A 14,920-nucleotide genomic window follows, 5' to 3' on the forward strand; every position below is an offset into this window, starting at 1 on the left:
TATCGTGGCCAAATGTTAAATTAACGCTAACACAATTAACTTTATTCGACAATAAATTATCGATAAACGATAATGAGATGACTATATCAACAAAAAACACCTTAGAGTTTCAAATCGCAGGCATAAAAAAACCGACACTCAATGTCGGTTTTTTTAAGTATTTATGTTAATGACTTACGCTGCAATACCACTGTGGCGTAGTAATGCATCTGTGTTTGGCTCTCGGCCCATAAAGCGTTTAAACAGCTCCATTGGCTCTTCGCTGCCGCCCATTTCAAGAATGTTATTTAAGAAGCTCTTACCGGTTTCTGGGTTAAAGATGCCTTCGTCTTCAAAGCGAGAAAACGCATCGGCCGATAACACTTCAGCCCATTTATAGCTGTAATAACCTGCGGCATAGCCACCAGCAAAAATATGGGCAAAACCATGCTGGAAGCGGTTAAAGCTTGGCGGTGTTAATACGGCTATTTGGCTGCGTACTTCGTCTAAAATACCTTGAATATCGACACCTTTTGCAGGGTCAAACTCGTGGTGCATTCTAAAATCGAACAATGAAAACTCAAGTTGGCGCACCATCATCATGCCTGACTGGAAGTTCTTTGCCGCTAACATTTTGTCGAGTAACGCTTTTGGCAATGGCTCGCCAGTTTCGTAATGGCCAGAGATCTCTGCTAGGGCCTCTTCTTGCCAGCACCAGTTTTCCATAAATTGACTGGGTAACTCTACCGCATCCCAAGGCACACCGTTAATGCCCGACACACCGCCAACATCCACTTTGGTTAGCATGTGGTGAATGCCGTGACCAAACTCGTGGAATAATGTGGTGACCTCATCGTGAGTAAACAATGCCGGTTTGCCGTCAACCGGGCCATTAAAGTTACAGGTTAAATAAGCCACTGGTTTTTGCAAACCCGAACTCGTCACTCGGCGACCACGGCAATCGTCCATCCATGCGCCGCCACGCTTACCGCTGCGGGCATATAAATCTAAATAGAAGCTGCCGCGATGCACGTTGTCGGCGTCAAAAATATCAAAGAAACGCACGTCTTTGTGCCAAGTATCAACGCCTTTTTTCTCGTTGATCGTGAGTCCAAATAAGCGATTAACGGTATAAAACAGGCCCGATAACACTTTATCTTCAGGGAAGTACGGACGCAGGATTTCTTGCGACACTTCGTATTTATGTTGCTGCAGTTTTTCTGCGTAAAAACTTAAGTCCCATGACGCCATTTCGCTAACATCATAGTGCGCTTTCGCAAAGGCGCGTAGTTCAGCCAATTCTGTTGCCGCCTGGCCTTTTGAGCGCTGGCCTAATTCATTTAAAAAGCCTAACACCTGCTCTGGAGACTCTGCCATTTTGGTCGCCAGTGATTTATGAGCATAGCTGGCAAAACCCAGTAGATTGGCTAATTCATGGCGTAATGCCACAATTTCGTTCATGTTGTTGGTGTTATCAAACTCACCCGCATTTGGGCCTTGATCAGAGGCGCGGGTAACAAATGCACGGTAGCACTCTTCACGTAGCTCACGGTTTTCGCTGTAGGTCATCACAGGTAAATAGGAAGGAAAATCAAGAGTAAACAACCAGCCTTTTTGCTCTTTGGCCTCGGCCATGGCTTTTGCTGCCGCCACTGCCGACTCAGGTAAACCCGCTAAGTCGGCTTCGTTGGTAATCAGTTTAGTCCAGGCTTCTGTAGCATCTAATAATTGATTAGAGAAGTTGCTGGTTAACTCAGATAAACGCTTAACAATCTCGCCGTAACGTGCTTTTTGGCTATCATCTAAACCAATGCCCGACAATTCAAAGTCGAGTAAGCTTTGTTCAATAACCTTTTTTTGCGCTTGAGTTAACAAGGCAAAGTCAGCTGATTGATGAATTGATTTATAAGCGTCATACAAGCCCTGATGCTGGCCAACAAAAGTGCCGTAATCAGACAGTAATGGTAAACACGCATCATGAGCATCACGCAGAGCATCGCTGCTGACAACTGAGTTCATGTGCGACACTGGCGACCAAACTTTACTTAATTCGTCGTCTACTTCTTCAAGGGGGGCGATAAGGTTATCCCAGGTATATTCGCTGTTGCTGGCTAATAACGTTTCAATGGTGTCGCGACACTTAGCAATGGCTTGCTCAACCGCAGGCTGGATGTGTTCTGGTTTAATTTTAGAAAACTCGGGTAACGCTGCGCTATTTTGCAATGGATTGCTCATTAAAGATTCCTCTAAATACTGCGTGTGACATTTATCAATAAGGTCAATTAGCTTATATATTGGGGTAATTTACTGCGTTTTCAAGCTTTGCAGCAATCATGTTTAATACGCAATGGTATAACCCTATCTATTTTTACGCCTATCGGATTTACCATCATCAAAAAGTGACGACAACCACAGATTTACTTTACACTTAATTTACCATTTTATTATTGACAGCAAGATCTCAAACGAGAGTTGTTATCATTTAATTTGATATTTAAAAGGCTACCATACGCATTATGTAAATCTTTTAGCTCCTTTACTTATACCTCTTATCTAGTAGAGCGCACTACCTTGGGCTGCAAAATATGAACTTAACTGGGTTAACGACTTGCTGTACCAACAATCTTAATGCTGTGTTTATTTCTTTGCTCGCCACCTTAAGTCTAGTGGCGGTACACCCCGCCTTTGCTGCAGATGAAACACAAACCAATATTGGTTTACATTGGGGTTGGGAAAACCACTATGTTACCGAGGGTCGTAATAACCTTGAGAAAGGCGGTATAGCATGGGCAGCTGCCAGTGTAGAGCGCAATAACATGGTGTTTTTTGCTGTGGTTGGCCGCGCAGACCAAGTGCACTACACCGAGTGGAATGCGGGGCTAGAATATACATTGGCACTTCGCGATGACGTTGAAGCAACCTTGGGTTATCAGCGCTTAGAATTTTACGGTGCTGAGCGCGCTTCAGATAATGAGTTTTTTAGTTCAATGACCTACAGGGGTATTGATTGGCTCGTGCCCGCAGTGAACTACACTTATGCCACCGAAGCCTCTGGCTATTTTGTCACTTTTAGCGCTCATAGCCCATGGGAAATAAACTCACAACTAACGCTAAGCCCTTATGTACAGCAAGGATTTGATTTTGGTTACAGTAGCGACACCCACAACGGTGCTAACCATGTTCAGTTTGGCCTTGAGACACAGTATCAATATCGCGACAACCTTGGCATTTTAGCCCACATTAGCCACAGCATTGCCTTAGACGACATCAAACAACAAGCTGCTGTTAATAACCAACAAGGGAGCCTAAATGAAACCTATGCTGGCGTCTCTTTAGCGTGGGACTTTTAATCCTTTAACGGCTTTTACTCGCGTTTTGACATTGAGCGACTACACTAACGGGTTAATATTTCACCGCGCAAGGAACGCACATGCTAACCCGTCTGCAACTAACCGCCACATGGTGTTATGTATTGTTACTCGGCCTGTTATGGATAACGCCTACCCCCCTCGCCTCTGAATTTAGCCAGTTAATAGAGGGCACCTCCAATAACCCGACCGAACTCAATAATGACCATGCACACCATTTACCACAACAATATGCCACCGACAGTCAGGGCAATCACCTCACCCTCCCCACAGAAGACCGCGCAGCCTTAAAATACAATGCCGACGACATTTTTATTAAACCTAGCCTGCAACAATATATCGACGACAATAAAGCCGTGGCATCGTCATCACGTCAAGCAAGCACGCCTGTCGCAGATGACCCCAATTGTCGCTGGCTTCACAGTCGCATAAAACACTTACAAAAAAAGCAAAAACAAGTGCAAAATAGTCGATTTAGTCATTACCAAGATGAAATCGATATTAGAAAAGATGAGTGGGCCTGCCTAAAGTGCGCCACCAGCGGCCCTAATGACGTTGACCGCGGTGAATGCCAATATAAACGTTAATACGCAATGGCATAAGCAACTGTTTCCTCAAATAGAACAACTAGATCACAAAGCTAATCCCCCCTACAATGGAAGCATTAACCGCAGTGGAGAACATCATGGCTCAACATTTTGACTATATCGCGCTTGGCGCAGGCAGTGGCGGCATCGCCTCAGCAAACCGTGCAGCAATGCGTGGCGCAAAAGTATTAATTATTGAAGCAAAGCACGTTGGCGGCACTTGCGTTAACGTGGGCTGTGTCCCCAAAAAAGTGATGTGGTATGGCGCACATATTGCTGAAGCAATGAACCTTTACGCCAAAGATTATGGTTTTGATGTGAGCGTCAACAAATTCGACTGGAATACCTTGGTTAACAGTCGCGAAGCTTATATTGGCCGTATTCATGATGCCTATGGCCGTGGTTTTGCAAATAATAAAGTTACCCTGCTAAATGGCTATGGCCGCTTTGTAAATAACAACACCATTGAAGTGAATGGCGAACACTACACCGCCGATCACATTGTGGTAGCGACAGGCGGTGCACCGACCATACCTGATATTCCGGGTGCCGAATACGGTATCGATTCTGACGGTTTCTTTGAACTGCGTGAGCAACCTAAACGTGTGGCAGTGGTCGGGGCGGGTTATATTGCCGTTGAAGTTGCCGGCGTATTACATGCACTGGGCAGCGAAACGCATTTATTGGTACGCAAACATGCTCCATTGCGCAACTTTGACCCTATTTTAGTTGATGGGTTGGTTGAGGCAATGGCTACCGACGGCCCAACATTACACACACATAGCGTGCCAAAGTCAGTGAGCAAAAATGCTGATGGCAGCTTAACCTTAGCGCTTGAAAACGGTGAAAGCTTAACAATTGATTGCCTGATTTGGGCCATTGGCCGCTCACCTGCTACGGGTAACATTGGCCTTGAAAATACCGATGTACAGCTGGATGCTAAAGGTTATGTGATTACCGACGAGCAACAAAATACAACAGCTAAAGGGGTATACTGTGTTGGCGACATTATGGCAGGCGGTGTTGAATTAACCCCTGTAGCCGTAAAAGCCGGTCGTTTATTGTCTGAACGTTTATTTGGCAATATGCCAAATGCCAAAATGGACTATAGCTTAATTCCTACCGTGGTTTTTAGTCACCCAGCGATAGGCACTATGGGGTTAACTGAGCCGGAAGCCGTCGAGAAATATGGTAAAGACAACATCAAGGTTTACACCTCTACCTTTACCTCGATGTACACCGCTGTTACTAGCCATCGCCAAGCATGTAAAATGAAGCTGGTGTGTGCTGGCGATACCGAAGTGGTTGTGGGTATTCACGGTATCGGTTTTGGTATGGATGAAATACTCCAAGGTTTTGGCGTTGCGATGAAAATGGGCGCAACCAAAGCAGACTTTGACTCGGTTGTGGCAATCCACCCTACGGGCGCTGAAGAATTCGTCACAATGCGATAAAATAAGCAATTAAAAATAAGACTAAAAAGCCGTGTTAGGGTTAACACGGCTTTTTTATTACAGCATATTTGCTAATGCATATCGCGTTTATGCACTAAGTGCTTTGCTGCTGTCTTTATCTTGTAACCACAGCAAAAACACTTTAATACTCGGTGGACGTTTTTGTGAATGCCCCATCAGGTGTGTCATCGCAAAACTATGTTGATAGTACATTTCTGCATCGTTGTAATATTTTTGCGCGTCATCACTATTGATCATCGCACCGCGTAAATAATCGCACAATAACTCACTGCGATTAAAACCGCTAACTTCACCTATTTCCATTAATGTTTGTGCATTCCACTGCTTATATTGCTCAAGTACACGATTAAAGCGCTCACGATAATATTCACTCGCCTGGGCCAACACCGCCTCGTTAGGCACCACCCTGGCAATGACAAAAGCTTGCTCCGACAAAATACGATACAAACGTTGGCAGTGATGAAAAATAAACCGTAAATAAGGGTCGCGGTATTGCACGGTATCTTGTTTAGCTTGCATTAACCAGGTGTGGTAATCGGCACAGGCAACAGCAATAATTAAGTCGGCTTCAGAGGTAAAGTGATTATAGATGGTACCTTTGGATATTTGGCTTGCCTCAACTAAATGCGAGCGGCACAAATCAAAGGTCTTGTGCCCTTTTAAACAACGTTGCGATACTTCAATTAAGTAGTTTTCACGTTTTTCCCAGCACGTCATATCAAGCTCCAACTAAAATCTTTTCAACTTCACAGTTACACCATAGCAAGCTTTTTAGATACGCCATATTGAGTAATACTGATGCCATTATGAACTTTTTCAATAGCCCATGTTAAAAATTGAATTATTAGAAAGTTTTATTGCTGTTGCTGAATGCGGCAACCTATCAAAAGCTGCCGATAAAATTTGCCGAACCCAATCAACACTGAGCCTGCAAGTTAAAAAACTTGAAGAAAGTGTTGGGCAAACATTGCTAATAAGAGACAACAAAGGCGTCACCTTAACCGAGTCTGGCGAAACACTGCTTAATTACGCCTATAAAATGATCCAGTTAAATTCACAAGCACTGGATGAATTAAAAGAAGGCCAAAACCGTGAAGTCATTCGCCTTGGCGTACCAACCGACTTTATAAAATGCTACCTAAGCAGCTGCTTATTAGAATTTATACGTGAGTTTACTAACATAGAACTTGTTATCGACACCGATGTGAGCGGTAATCTGTACAAAAAATTACACCAAGGCGAATTTGACGTCATTGTTGCAACCCATTGGCAAATACCAACAAATGGCGAGTTGCTGTTTACTCGGCGTTTTAAGTGGGTTGCCGCGCTCAAAGGCAATGCCCATACGCGCAAGACGATTCCGATGGGATTATATCCAGAAAACTGCCCCATTAGAGCACAAGTATTTGCCAACCATCGGCTGTCGATGCGGCCGATTAATGTGCTACTGTCGACCCCCTCACCCCAAGCCTTGTGCATGGCTGTCGAAAATGACTTAGTGGTCGCGCCAATAGCCGAATTTAGAATCACCGACAAGATGCAGGTGCTTGATCCCATTGAGCATGGTTTACCAACACTGCCCGTGTTTAATGAATCGCTTTACCTCAATCCAGATACACAAACCTACGCCACGCTACAGTTGATTAATTTGATCAAAGCCAATGTTGAGCACAAAGGTTATCAACTCGACTAACCTTTGCAACTATGTTGTTGCGGCGTCAATACAGCATCACACAACCAAACAAAAACGCTAATAACTAAATGTAATGATCACCACTCTAGGTATCAAAAATGGATGGTTGCCGATTTGAGTCGAGCCAGTGTCGTTCATTTTAACAGCCGCCAAATCTACAGCACGAAAAATGCCAATCATTGATTGGCATTTGGTAACACTGAATAATTTACACCCTAGGGCCTGTTTAAGTAATGGCCAACAATTTGCTGTAAAAACAACCTTGAAAGATCAACTGGCCCCCAACAAACCAAGTCTATTTTTTATGCTTGTCATATTTAAAAGTATGACAGTTGCTGCATAGCGGCTCTTTGGTTTTATGCTCTGAATGACATTCTTGGCAAGGCAAGTCTTTACCATAGTGAAGATTATCATGTGGGTTTTGCCACTTGTCTTCTTCGCTTCTAGCCGTTTTCTTTGCCAGTTCATCAACATCATGACACTGTAGACAAGATTGATCCGACGGGAACTGCTTAATGCCATTGTCATGACAGGCTTTACAGTCTTTACCAATCACCTCTTTATGGTAGTCGCGGATTTCAACCGCTTGTACTGATAAGCTGGTTAATCCAAGTAGTACCAGCCCAAGTATAATATTAAAATTTTTCATTAATGATTCCTCTTGTTTACTGGTCTAGTTAAGCTTTCATGATGCTGCGGGCTGCTGTCATACCCATCACCATACACTCAGGAATTGAACAACTACCTAGGCGACTGATGCCATGAATCCCACCACACACTTCACCTGCGGCATATAGGCCAACAATTGGCTTACCGGTAAAGCTGTCTTTTACCTCTGCTTTTGTATTGATTTGCACACCACCTTGGCAGTAATGCACTTTTGGCCATAAACGAACCACAGTAAACGGGGCTTCAATAGTCTTATTTTTGGCTAGGGTCATGTCTTTACCAAATTGCGTATCCTTACCCGATTTCACATAGCCGTTATATTCTTCAATTTGAGCTTTTAACGCCGCTAAAGGCACATTAAAGTGTTGGGCGAGCGCTTCAACGGTATCGAACTTCCAACCCACATTGTACTTAATCACTTTCTCAGTATTGGGGTGAGCTTTAGAATCTTTAAAGCTTGAAATCAAGATTGGCGGATAGGGTCTACCTTGCTCATCACGGCAACTTAATTCGGCGTCAGCACGGATTTTACGGTCTGCAATTTCGTTCATAAAACGCTGGCCGGTTAAACGGTTAATCGCTATTGAATGCGGAAAGTTAAAAATGGCATAGTTAGACACATAACCAAAGCCACCTTCGTCTGGCGATGCCCAGGGACCCGACTGGATATGGGCTAAATGCACAGGCACAGCACCTAGACGAAACATTTCGAACATGCCTTCACCGGTCGCGCCTGGCGCGTTGGTACACCCCACTTCGGCAGTTAAGGTTGGGTCTTGTGCCATGCGTAAATTAACGTTTTGTGCAAAACCACCTGTTGCCATAATCACACCTTTTTTGGCGCGAATAGTTAACACTTTACCTGGCTGGTCTTCACCAAAGTGGTAGTTGGTACGCATTTTAACACCTACCACTTCGCCATTTTTACCCACAAGGAAGCCTTCAAATTTTGAACGATTGTGAGTATGTACGCCGATACGCTTACATTCTTTAAATAAAGGTTGGGTAATACCTGCACCACAACTAACTGATGTTTGGTAAGTTCGTGCGACCGAGTGACCACCTAATTGTTGTAAGTATGGGTGGTATTGCGCACCGGCATCTAAGGTCATTTGTAGTGCTTCAACGGCATGAGAAGCAACGTGTCTTAGTAACGCTTCGTCAGCAATACCTCGACCAGATAGCAATTGGTCGTTAACCATTCTATCGACGGAGTCTTCTATACCTTCTTTCTTTTGCATTGGCGTACCAGGTGCTGCAAATAAGCCCCCGTTAATGGCTGAGTTACCGCCAAAGTACGACATTTTTTCAAAAATATGGACATCTTTTGCGCCATGTTTGGTGGCTTCAATTGCGGCCGCTAGACCTGCAAAGCCAGAACCAATAATAACGATTTCAACTTCTTTGTCCCACTTAACACCGTCAGCCTTTTCAGACACTGCCATTGCCGGTGCTACCATTGCTGCACCTGCAGCAATACCAAGCCCTGCAATAAACTTACGGCGCCCCAACAGATCTACATTGCTCATAGGTCATCACCCCTTTTGTATAATTGACGATTCATCATAACGATGGAATCAATTCCAAAATGGGAACTAATGTTAATGTTTGGTGAAAAGACGGCTCAATGCTAACTAATCAATTGTAGGTATTACTTTACGAGAAACTGTTAACTGGTGACTGTTTTGGAATAAAGTCCAAGTTGTGCGACTGGTTTTTTAGGCTGCAAAACGTTAACATAGTTACCTTGAGGACGACCTCAGCCTAAGCACATCTTTAGGATTTCACCCGGGGACGGCCCCATCTGTTCAGTTTCAGACAGGAGCCATCACCATGCTGCTTTATTGCAAATTCACTGCAATGTTATCTTTAAATAAAATTGGCGATATCGGCCAATCCCCTATAATAAAAGCGTTTAAATTCATACCCTACTTGATGTTGATATTGAGCTTGTCGAGCATAAATAGCCATGCAACAGGGCGACAAGATCACGGTCAACATGATGAGTATCCGGTCAAAATGGGCTTGCATGGAATGTTACTCTTTGGCAGCCAATACGGTCTTTTTGCCTCACATTTACCTATGTTTCATCAACCACATAATGCCCAAGTTGTGTATAAATTGTCGTTTGCGGACCCCAAAATCCAGGCTGAAGTCGTTAAGGGGATCCGCGCGTCCGCAAACAGTAATGACCCCGTGTGGACCATAGTACCTACCACTTTTGATTTATCGCTATTAGATCCCAAGCATCCACAACACATCTCTCAACTTACGGTAGATGTAGTAAAAGGGCACTTTGAGCGCGGCGGTAAAATGCAATGGCAGGCGCAAACAATCAATGTCGATAAAATGGAGTTATTTAATCCATTACCTCTTGAAAGCGGTTTAGTGAAAGAGGCTAACAATCATTACCTTAACCTCAATTATCAGCCAAATGACAAGGTTCAATTTTTAGTTAACACACTCACATCTCGCCCAGATGCAGACCACATTGTGCGCCTTGATGAAGTACAAACTCCCTTGGCTAAAACGATAATTCTCGCCGCAGAGCCGCACTTATTTAACACTGAAGCGCAATTGTCATCAGTATTGCCAGCTCACACCAGTGTGCAGCGGATATACCTTGAGCTCGGTGAATTAAAATGAGCCATCGTACTCTTGCTGTATTTCAGCATCACCCTGCAGAAGGGGTCGGCCGCATTGGATTATGGGCGCAGCATCGCAACATTAAGCTGGTTTGCTTTTATGCACCTGATGATTTACCAAAATCGTTGGCAGACTATGACGGGTTGATGGTATTGGGCGGGCCAATGAATGTAGCAGATAACCCGCTATGGATGCAGGCTGAGTTAACACTCATCCAACAGGCGCTAGTATTACCAAGACCAATTTTAGCCATATGTTTAGGGGCACAATTGCTGGCAACACAACTTGGTGGACAGGTGGTTGAGATGCCTGAGCCCGAACTTGGATGGCAAGATATTCGCTTTAATGACGCCAGCGTGTTAACCGTTCCACAATGGCATTATCAAGCCATTACCTTGCCGACTTCTATCGATATAGTAGCCTCTAGCCCACGTTGCTCAGTGCAAATGTTTCGCCACCAGCATGCTATTGGCTTACAGTTTCACCCCGAGTGGGATACTAAACAAATTGAGCAATTAACTGAGGTTTTTGCTGATGAATGCCCAATAACCATAGGGCCACATACCGAGCAATATCACCCCCCAGTTGAACAATTTTTGTTTGAGTTACTTGATGCGCAATTTGGTGTGAATTAATTATCTTCACACAAATTGCGCCCAGCAGCGTAACAACTGGGTTGACGCGGGCATACTGCGCCGCGAGAACAAATTAACCGAGCTTCGTTTTTAATCCCACGTTCAATCCAGTTAATGTTCAATATTTTAGCGACACTGGTGAGGTCTTTTTTAATGTGTTTAGGGATGTCAATTGAGCCACCATTACCAGCACACGCCTGCTTTAAGTCGTGAGCAAGCGACTGCGCGTCTTTACCTTGCGCCTCAATTGCTGGATTTAAATCAATACCGGCACACAACACATGTGGGTTACCTGCCGAGTCATCAACCTTAATCGACTCACAACAATAGATCCGCGGCTCATTGCCGACATTTAAAATGGAAATCTGTGCCGACGTACCAACAACCGGCTCGTTAATCATTCTAAATACCGCCCAATGCTGACACGGATCTTCCACCAGACGCATATTGCCCCATGGCAATGGAATACCATTACCGCGATACACTGCTTTAAGTTTACCTGGTGCATAGGCATCAAAGTAATGCCAGTGAGGATAAGGCGACACAACTGTCATGCGGCGCATGGCAACAGAGGCAGAAACCTGCAATTGTTTATGTACGCTAATTTCATAGCCGTGACGGTCAAGTAACTGCCGATACGGCACTTTGGGGCACAATAACGCACCTGCAAAAAAGCTGGATTCAAAATCACGCCAGGCGTGTAAAATATCTTGCGCATTTAAGGTGTTAGACTGTGGTGCGTAGGCATCTTCTGAGTCTTCTCGGCGCCCCGACATCATCACGCTTTTTAAACCGTCTTTGTTGTGCAAAACACAGTGGCCAATATGCACCGCCAAGTCATATTTAAGCCGATTAGGCCGCGTTTTGAGAATGTTACTGATGTAAATGGTGCCAGGCGGTTCAAAAAAGGAGGTAACCAACTGTTTTGAACTCATGCCCATTTCGTCCATCACTTCTTTTGGCGCACGATCAATCCACTTAATTTTTAATCCCATACCTTTGGCAATATCCATAATGTCTTCTATGGCCAATGGCATGCGTTTTAAGCCAACCTCTTCAGCAGCACGCTCTAAATCAGGAAAGTGGTTTTGGTGATGTTCTTGGTGTGCACGAATAAGCAAATGCGCAAATTGACGACCACTTGTGCCGGTTTGCGATAACATTTCAGGAATGGCGATTTGCAAAATGTCATTCGAAAACAGAAAGCTCGGCTCCAGCGGCATTCCGCTCACGCCACCTTTATTGCCTTTTTCTGGTGTAATGGCTTCATCTTCTGGCACATCATCAAGAAACCATTCCACTTCTTTTTGAAAAACCGTCGCCACAACAGCCAACATATCGGCGCTAGGAACACGTTTTCCGCGCTCTATCATCGACAAATATGACACAGAAGGTGCATTGCTCGAATCGACTCGCACACAGCGAGCCGACAAGTCTTCCATGGTTAAGTTATTGCGTTTACGCAAGTTTCTTATCTTTGTGCCCAAAAAATGGGTCTTTCGCATTAAGCTTTTTTCATTTCTCATTTTGTATAATTCACAGTGTAAAATTTTTATTGTGAAATTCTTTGTAAAAATAGCATAGACTAAAAATCAAGCTGCTAACAAGGCTTAATAATAAACAAATAACAAAATTAATTTCTGACCTACAACACAAGAAGAGGATAAGGCGATGAATATGTCTACTCAAGCAAGCAACACAGCCACCCAAAACCTTAACCGCTTCATCGGTGAGCAATTTGTGGCGACCACCAATCAAGATGATCGTAGTGCAAATGCAAAAGACTTTTTGGATGCGCAATTTCCATTAGCCAATGGTTCACATCAAGATGTATGCAGTTACGTGGTTTACTACAACCACTTACTGGCTTTCTTAAAAGATGGCACCCAGTGTGGCTTACAAAATCCATGTCAGTTTGTGGCGTTAACGGGCCACAAAAATGAACCGACCTCTGTGGTATTAAAAAATAACGATACCCATGTAGAAATTTGTTTTGACCGCCTTGGTAAACTAGGCGCAAAAGATTGTGCACATATTGAAGATATTCAAGTGTCTATGCCAATTAAAAACTTACCTACACCTTACAAGCAGTGGATAAGCTTATTGCACACCAGCTGCCAACCTACTGAAGGTAACTGTAAAGTGTTCACCGCTAAAGATGGCACAGACTACGCCTTGCATCAGCGTTAATAGATACTGAGCTAACGCTCGCACCCCTATAAAAAGGCTTCTCCCATATATGATGCGAGAAGCCTTTTGCTATTGCGTTAGTAGCAAATTAATAAACTGATATTTACGGCCAAAAAAAACGTGATTGCTGCGTCACCTGATTTTCTGGCTCCACTGGGGTTAAGTTAACCACACTGTTAATTTGAGTCACACTAAATTGCAATGTTTGCTGGCTAGTGCCATCAACGCGCTCACTACGACGACCACTAACCGTCACCGGATAATCTAATTGCTCGCCTGGTTTTATCTGCACCACAGTGTCGGTCACTATGGTCAACGAGGGCGTTTTATCGCTGCGCACTGCAATTTGATACACTGCAGCTTGTTGAGTTTTATTACGAATTTTAAGCTGATAGCTGTTTTCAACCCTATCTGCACCCACTTCACGGTACAAGGTTTGACGATCGCGGATGACATTAAGCTGAATATGACTTAATTGGCTTAAATCGATAATAATTAAGCTAATCATTATTAGCAGTGCGCTGGCATATCCTAGGGCTTTGAGTGAAAACACACTGGTTTGCGGCTGGCCTTTTAAGGCGTTTTCGCTGGTAAAACTAATTAAATTTGGCGCATAACCAAACTTTTCCATGGTTTGATTACAGGCATCAACGCAAGCGCCACAATTGATACACTCGTATTGCAAGCCATTGCGAATATCAATGCCTGTGGGGCAAACATCCACACATAAATTGCAATCAACACAGTCACCTAACTCGGTTTTTTCAGCACGTTTACGTGGCCCACGGGACTCACCCCGTTCAGTATCATAACTAACCGTTTTAGTGTTTGCGTCAAACATCACCGCCTGAAAACGTGAATATGGGCAGCAATGCAAACACATCATTTCGCGCATCCAACCGGCATTTAAGTAGGTGCAGAGGGCAAAAAACCATACCCAGGCACCGGTCCAAAAACCACTGCTTGCAGTAAATATATCAATATACAGTTCACGGGCAGGCATAAAATAGCTAATAAACCCGCAACCTGTGAGTAAGGCAAACACAATCCATAATGCATGCTTGGTCAGTCTTTTACGAAATTTACTGATTGACCATGGCGCTTTATCTAATGCGGCGCGGTGATGATGATTATCCTCTATTTTGGCTTCTATCCACATGTAAATGAAGGTCCAGGCGGTTTGTGGGCACAAAAATCCACACCACACTCGACCCCAATACACGGTGACAAAAAACAGTGCAAACGCGGCAGCCATAAAAAACCACGCGAGTAAGGTAAAGTCTTGCGGCCATAAGGTGAGATTAAAGAAAAAGAATTGCTGCTCGGTCACGTCAAACAAAATCGCTTGTCGGCCTTGGTAATTGATAAACGGCAAAATGAAAAAAATCGCAATCAAACAACTATTACTGTATTGGCGTAAGCGCTGGAATAGTCCTTTTTGTTCCCGGACATGGATTTTATTCGACACTGGGGCGATTTCAACCACCGGAATACGTTGCGATGTACCGACATGGGTATTCGGCTGAGCCGGAGATGCGGCGTGAGTTGATGAATTGGGCATAACGGATTTCCTATAACACAGTAATCCCCTGCTATAGCAAAGACCAAGCCAACCAAAAATAAGTTTCAACCCACTGATTTAAATAGATTTAAAATTAATCCCGGCCGCAACAAGTCA

Annotated in this window: 13 protein-coding genes; 7 read left to right on the plus strand and 6 right to left on the minus strand. The window is 44.0% G+C overall.

Features of this window, described 5'->3' with window-relative positions:
- Nucleotides 1–174: 174 nt before the first annotated feature.
- Entirely contained in the window at nucleotides 175–2,214 is a 2,040-nt protein-coding gene (gene prlC / locus L2703_RS01235; RefSeq protein ID WP_248969331.1) for an oligopeptidase A, read from the minus strand.
- Nucleotides 2,215–2,564: 350 nt separating this feature from the next.
- Here prlC and L2703_RS01240 point away from each other — a divergent pair, with 350 nt between their 5' ends.
- The 3 genes from L2703_RS01240 (at nucleotide 2,565) to gorA (ending at nucleotide 5,388) form a co-directional block, all read left to right on the plus strand.
- Nucleotides 2,565–3,329: a hypothetical protein gene (locus L2703_RS01240; protein ID WP_248969332.1), complete on the plus strand. Its 765-nt coding sequence runs from the start codon at nucleotides 2,565–2,567 to the stop codon at nucleotides 3,327–3,329.
- Between the two features lie 80 nt (nucleotides 3,330–3,409).
- Nucleotides 3,410–3,934, plus strand: a complete 525-nt coding sequence (locus L2703_RS01245; RefSeq protein ID WP_248969333.1) for a hypothetical protein — start codon at nucleotides 3,410–3,412, stop codon at nucleotides 3,932–3,934.
- Between the two features lie 98 nt (nucleotides 3,935–4,032).
- On the plus strand, nucleotides 4,033–5,388 hold the full coding sequence (gorA, locus tag L2703_RS01250) for a glutathione-disulfide reductase (RefSeq protein ID WP_248969334.1): 1,356 nt from the start codon (nucleotides 4,033–4,035) through the stop codon (nucleotides 5,386–5,388).
- An 87-nt stretch (nucleotides 5,389–5,475) separates the two neighbouring features.
- Here gorA and L2703_RS01255 read toward each other — a convergent pair whose 3' ends face one another.
- Nucleotides 5,476–6,126 carry a TetR/AcrR family transcriptional regulator gene (locus L2703_RS01255; protein ID WP_248969335.1) on the minus strand — a complete coding sequence of 217 codons (651 nt, stop codon included), beginning with the start codon at nucleotides 6,124–6,126 and terminating at the stop codon, nucleotides 5,476–5,478.
- 109 nt (nucleotides 6,127–6,235) lie between these two features.
- On the opposite strand from L2703_RS01255, the gene L2703_RS01260 reads away from it, so the two are divergent.
- On the plus strand, nucleotides 6,236–7,102 hold the full coding sequence (locus tag L2703_RS01260) for a LysR family transcriptional regulator (protein WP_248969336.1): 867 nt from the start codon (nucleotides 6,236–6,238) through the stop codon (nucleotides 7,100–7,102).
- 295 nt (nucleotides 7,103–7,397) lie between these two features.
- On the opposite strand, the gene ardB is transcribed toward L2703_RS01260, so the two are convergent.
- On the minus strand, nucleotides 7,398–7,751 hold the full coding sequence (ardB, locus tag L2703_RS01265; RefSeq protein WP_248969337.1) for an acrylate reductase cytochrome subunit ArdB: 354 nt from the start codon (nucleotides 7,749–7,751) through the stop codon (nucleotides 7,398–7,400).
- 28 nt (nucleotides 7,752–7,779) lie between these two features.
- The gene (gene ardA / locus L2703_RS01270) at nucleotides 7,780–9,300 is read right to left on the minus strand and encodes an acrylate reductase flavoprotein subunit ArdA (RefSeq protein WP_248969338.1); all 1,521 of its coding nucleotides are present in this window, start codon (nucleotides 9,298–9,300) and stop codon (nucleotides 7,780–7,782) included.
- Nucleotides 9,301–9,604: 304 nt separating this feature from the next.
- Here ardA and L2703_RS01275 point away from each other — a divergent pair, with 304 nt between their 5' ends.
- Entirely contained in the window at nucleotides 9,605–10,417 is an 813-nt protein-coding gene (locus tag L2703_RS01275) for a hypothetical protein (protein ID WP_248969339.1), read from the plus strand.
- On the plus strand, nucleotides 10,414–11,052 hold the full coding sequence (locus L2703_RS01280; protein ID WP_248969340.1) for a type 1 glutamine amidotransferase: 639 nt from the start codon (nucleotides 10,414–10,416) through the stop codon (nucleotides 11,050–11,052). The genes L2703_RS01275 and L2703_RS01280 overlap by 4 nt, the downstream gene beginning before the upstream one ends.
- Here the strand turns inward: L2703_RS01280 and L2703_RS01285 are convergent.
- On the minus strand, nucleotides 11,049–12,578 hold the full coding sequence (locus L2703_RS01285) for a DUF3612 domain-containing protein (RefSeq protein WP_248969341.1): 1,530 nt from the start codon (nucleotides 12,576–12,578) through the stop codon (nucleotides 11,049–11,051). The two genes, L2703_RS01280 and L2703_RS01285, sit on opposite strands and share 4 nt — an antisense overlap.
- A 151-nt stretch (nucleotides 12,579–12,729) precedes the next feature.
- On the opposite strand from L2703_RS01285, the gene L2703_RS01290 reads away from it, so the two are divergent.
- Entirely contained in the window at nucleotides 12,730–13,242 is a 513-nt protein-coding gene (locus tag L2703_RS01290; protein ID WP_248969342.1) for an aldolase/citrate lyase/malate synthase family protein, read from the plus strand.
- 103 nt (nucleotides 13,243–13,345) lie between these two features.
- Here L2703_RS01290 and ccoG read toward each other — a convergent pair whose 3' ends face one another.
- The gene (ccoG, locus tag L2703_RS01295) at nucleotides 13,346–14,803 is read right to left on the minus strand and encodes a cytochrome c oxidase accessory protein CcoG (protein ID WP_248969343.1); all 1,458 of its coding nucleotides are present in this window, start codon (nucleotides 14,801–14,803) and stop codon (nucleotides 13,346–13,348) included.
- Between the last annotated feature and the right edge of the window lie 117 nt (nucleotides 14,804–14,920).

The sequence above is a fragment of the Shewanella basaltis genome, assembly GCF_023283885.1.
GTDB classification, from domain to species: Bacteria; Pseudomonadota; Gammaproteobacteria; order Enterobacterales; family Shewanellaceae; genus Shewanella; species Shewanella basaltis.